A 4639-nucleotide genomic window follows, 5' to 3' on the forward strand; every position below is an offset into this window, starting at 1 on the left:
CCCTGGAAAAATTGAGGGTTGCCCAGAAAGATTGCACACTCTACAAAGCACATTACCGCTATCGACGGGCAGATGGAAACTACTTCTATGCCTACGAGGAGGGTCGTTTCTTCTACGACGAGCTAGGCAATGCAACTCGAATGCTGGGCTCCTTAAAAGATATCACCCGGACAAAACTTGCAGATATCGCCCTCCATGAAAGCGAACTGCGCTACCGTTCACTGTTCGAGGGCGCAGGTGATGCGATCTTAATCATAAAAAATGGTATCTTTATTGATTGTAACAAAAAAACGCTGGATATTCTTCAATGCACGAGAGAAGAGATTATCGGTACGTCGCCTGTAGATTTTTCGCCTCCGCAACAGCCTGACGGTCAACGTTCAGCAGAAAAAGTACAACATTTACTCAATGAAGCGGGGCAAGGAAGAAATCTTCATTTTGAATGGGTGATGTGCCGCCCTGACGGCAGTTCATTGTTCTCTGAAGTGAGCTTGCGCTTGATTGAACTGTCTGGCGAATCTTTCACGCAAGCTATTGTCCGTGACATTAGCGAGAGGAAAAAAAACGAGAAATTTTTACGGGAGAGCGAGTTCCGTTTCCGTTCTTTTTTCAATACCAACCCGGAGGGTATTTTATTGCTGGATTTCCAGGGTTGTATTCTGGATGCCAATAAAGCTTTTCTACGAAAAAGCGGATACACCCTGCCTGAGTGTCAGATGACGAGTTTTAAAACATTCGTACCCCAAGAAGACCAAAGTAAAATCATCCAGACCTTGCTTGCTTTCAGGTCAGGCATTGCCCAAAATGAGCCGTTACATGCCTCGTACAGAGCCAAGGATGGGAGAATAATACCAATTTCAATTAGGGGCTGGCTTGTCGTGGATGAAGAGAGTACACCGCTCTACCTTGGTGTCTTCATCCATGATCTCACAAGAGAAATAGCCCTGACCGAAGACAAAAATGCTCTTGAAAAACAGGTAATCCGCGCCCAGAAAAGTGAAGCCATAGGCACTCTTGCAGGCGGTATAGCCCATGATTTCAACAATATACTTGGAGGAATTATTGGCTACACGGAGTTGGCCTTGTACCGGGACCCGGCCGCTATCGATCCAAAAACCAAGATCTACCTTGAACGTGTTCTGGAAGGGAGCAATAGAGCAAAGAGCCTCGTGCAGCAGATCCTCCGTTTCAGTAGAAGCGCCGATACGGTGATGGAGCCAATAAACCTCACCCCGCTGGTCAAGGAGACGCTTCTCCTTCTGCAATCGACACTGCCCAAAACAATATCCTTTGTACAGCAATTTACTGCTAATCCGGATAGATTACTTGGCGACTCCACCCAGATCCATCAGGTTATCATGAACCTGGCTACCAATGCCTACCACGCCATGCGGGAAACCGGCGGTGTTCTCACCTTGAATATAGACAATGCCATCCTGCACTCTGCGAAGCAATTTATGTCCATGATTATTCCTCCTGGTCAATATCTTAAAATTACCGTTGGCGATACGGGATGCGGCATGACGCCTTCGGTCCTGGAAAGAATATTCGAGCCATATTTCACTACCAAGAAGGTAAATGAGGGCACCGGACTTGGCATGGCCGTTGTCTCAGGTATTGTGAAAAGCCATAAAGGACTGATCGATATTCAGACAGCACCGGGGAAAGGAACTGTTTTCGAAGTCTATCTTCCGAGTTTCCAGGGTGATATCGTCACGAAAGAATCTCATGAGTCATATCTTCCCATGGGAAATGGAGAGAAGATTCTGCTTGTAGATGACGAAGCGTATTTTCTGGAGGTTATTTATGAAAATCTGAAAATGCTTGGTTACGATGTGCAATCCTATCAACGTAGCCTGGAAGCTTTGCGGGCATTCAATGACAATCCGAACGATTATGATCTCTTGATTACCGATCAGACCATGCCGGAAATGACAGGTGTACAACTCATTCAGGAAGTCCGGAAGGTGGATAGCACTCTCCCGATAATACTGTGTACCGGCTTTAGTGAAGTCGTTACTGAACAATCAGCGAGTTACTATGGGATTAGCAGTTTCCTCATGAAACCTGTGAATGTACATGATCTGGCAAGGGCTGTTGCTGAAATTCTATCTCACTCAAATTGAAAGAAGAATGTACCACGGCCTGGAATGTTGCTATAAAACCAAGGTATTCGCAATGGTGGGGTAAGTTGAATAAAACGGACAACTCCACTCCTTGGACTTTCTTAACATTAGTATCCGGGTTATTCAACTTACCCTAGCGGACCACGAGTCTTTGTAACCTAGATTCATTTCTAGTTTTTTTGCCTTTCGACTGATTACTCCCAAAATGATTATATCACCTCAAGCTGCCTGCTAACGCCTTATTTGCCCACTCAAGCGACATGGTGTAGCTGTCCATGATCTGATACGAGTCGAGATGGAGACCGGCTGCGAGAATGCCCGCTTTGTCCCAGTCGGAATTCTCGAAACTGTCAACCAGCTGCAGCCAGCTTGAGAGTTTAGTCTCTTCTTTCAACAACGTCTGTATTATCTCATCTTCAAGCGCTGCTAGGCAGTCGACGATGGCTACCATCGGGACCTGGAGTATCGCATCAAGCAAAGAAAACAATCCCACGAGAAACAGACGGTTGTCCTCTTGATGCCAGCCTGAGAAACAGCTGATGGTTTCCAGGAACTTGGCTCGCTGCAGCGATATCCTCATCAACTCTTTCGTGGTGTCCGGCTGCTCAAGATCGGTGAGCAGGATTACCCTGAGCCATTGCTTTAACTGGCTGAGACCCAAATAGACCAGGGCCTGCTTTAAGGAGCCGATCCTGGAGACCAGGCCATAAATCGGACTATTCAGCATGTTGATCAGCCGCATACTGAGCGAGACGTCCCTGGCGATGAGGGAAGACAGGGTGTCAAAGTCAAGATCCTTGGCACAGAGTTGCTCCATCAGTTCAAACCGAACCATTTCATTTGAAGACACCTTTCGCACCTTCTCCGTCTTGGGCCTTTTGAAAAAATACCCCTGAAAAAGACCAAAGCCCAGTTTCTTCACCTGCTGGAATTGCCTGGGGGTCTCTATTTTCTTGGCAAGAAAGGTGATCGGCAACTCTGCAAACGCCTGCATTTTCTGCCGGACCTGCATCTCATCATTATCCTTTACGCTGATAGTGGCAATATCTGCGAGACCATACACCTCAAGATTGTTCGGGTATGCCTTGAAATCATCAATGGAAAGGCTAAAGCCGGCACGCTTCATCGCTGCAAGTTCTTTTAGGAATGCGCGAGAGAATCGCGGTGAGTCCTTTACCTGGACAATGGCCGCCTGCGAATGAAGCGAATAGGGAAGTTTCTCCTCAATCGCATGTTCTGTGAAATTGATAATGACCTTGGTCCCCTTCAACTGTTTATCCGGGCACAACCCAATATTTGCCAGAACCTCCATGGACGTCTTTAAGCTTTCCTCGCTCGCAAAAAGCGTGCTGCCACTGTGGTTACTGTCCACGAAATATATTTCATAACACCATACACGCTGGTACCCATCAAAAACAGGCTGATGGGCAAAGAAGGCGTCATGATACGGTATGCTGTTTCCACTTGTCATACTCTAAGCCATTACCTTTTGTTCCCGTCGGACATTTCCACAGGGCTAGCCTCGGAAAAATAAAACTGATCTTTTCCCAGTGACTTGGCTTTATACATGGCCTGGTCCGCCAAGGTAACCAATTGTTCTGCCGAAACGGTGTTCTGGGGGAATATGGCGATTCCGATACTGCCGCTTACAGAACATTCGTAATCCTTGAAAGGGATCGGCTTCGACAATTCCTTGAGGATTTTTCCGGCAATGCTGACGGCAGCCTCCCGGTCAACAAACTCCTCCAGGAGAAATGCAAACTCATCGCCTCCTACGCGGCAGACGGTGTCATAATCCCGAGTGATGGCCTGCAACCGACTGCCGATCGATTTTAGTGTTGCATCGCCGGCGATGTGGCCATAGGTATCATTTATCTCTTTGAACCCATCAAGATCTATAAACATCAGGACAACCTTACTACCACTGCGTTTGCCTTTTGATATGGCTTTGCTCAGTTGATCATAGAAGTAATGGCGGTTGTGCAGTCCGGTCAGGTTGTCATGGTGGGCAAGATAACGAATTTTGGACTCATGTATCTTGCGCTCGGTTATATCTGTAATGGAGCCTACAATTCCGATTATTCTGCCTTCTGCATCAATGAGGGGATTCTTGCTCTCAAGCACCTCATGGTGCAACCCGTCGCAGTAGAGCACACTCCCTTCATGTTTTTGCAACCGGCCTGTCTCATAGACCAGCTGATCTGTCTTCTCAGACCAACTGACGGTAGAATCATGCCAGATATCAGCGACTGTACGGCCCTTGATCGTTTCTCTTTCTCTTCCGACCGCTTTGCAAAATGCTTCGTTGAGACCCAGATAGACACCTTTATAGTCCTTATGATAAACGGGTATGGGTATGGTATCAAGCAGGGTATCAAGGAACCTGTTGTTCTTCTCCAACTCACGGTTTATGAAGATTTTATCCTCCAGGGTATCATGAAGATCTTTTGCAAGCTTCATCAGCTCGGCCTCGCTTTTCTCGACGACGGCCCAGATAAAACCAAAGGCACTGG

At 47.1% G+C, this 4639-nt stretch carries 3 protein-coding genes; 1 reads left to right on the forward strand and 2 read right to left on the reverse strand.

What is annotated here, in order from left to right:
- The coding region (locus BUF15_RS26275) for a hybrid sensor histidine kinase/response regulator (RefSeq protein WP_143170910.1) at positions 1-2126 on the forward strand (2126 nt) is incomplete at its 5' end.
- A 214-nt stretch (positions 2127-2340) separates the two neighbouring features.
- On the opposite strand, the gene BUF15_RS26280 is transcribed toward BUF15_RS26275, so the two are convergent.
- Positions 2341-3498 (reverse strand): EAL and HDOD domain-containing protein, encoded by a 1158-nt coding sequence (locus BUF15_RS26280; protein ID WP_159441401.1) that lies wholly within the window; start codon positions 3496-3498, stop codon positions 2341-2343.
- A gap of 110 nt (positions 3499-3608) precedes the next feature.
- Positions 3609-4639, reverse strand: a 1031-nt coding sequence (locus tag BUF15_RS26285) for a sensor domain-containing protein (RefSeq protein WP_143170911.1), incomplete at its 5' end; no start/stop codon positions are given.

The organism is Desulfopila aestuarii DSM 18488, from assembly GCF_900143695.1.
In the GTDB taxonomy this organism is placed as follows: Bacteria; Desulfobacterota; Desulfobulbia; order Desulfobulbales; family Desulfocapsaceae; genus Desulfopila; species Desulfopila aestuarii.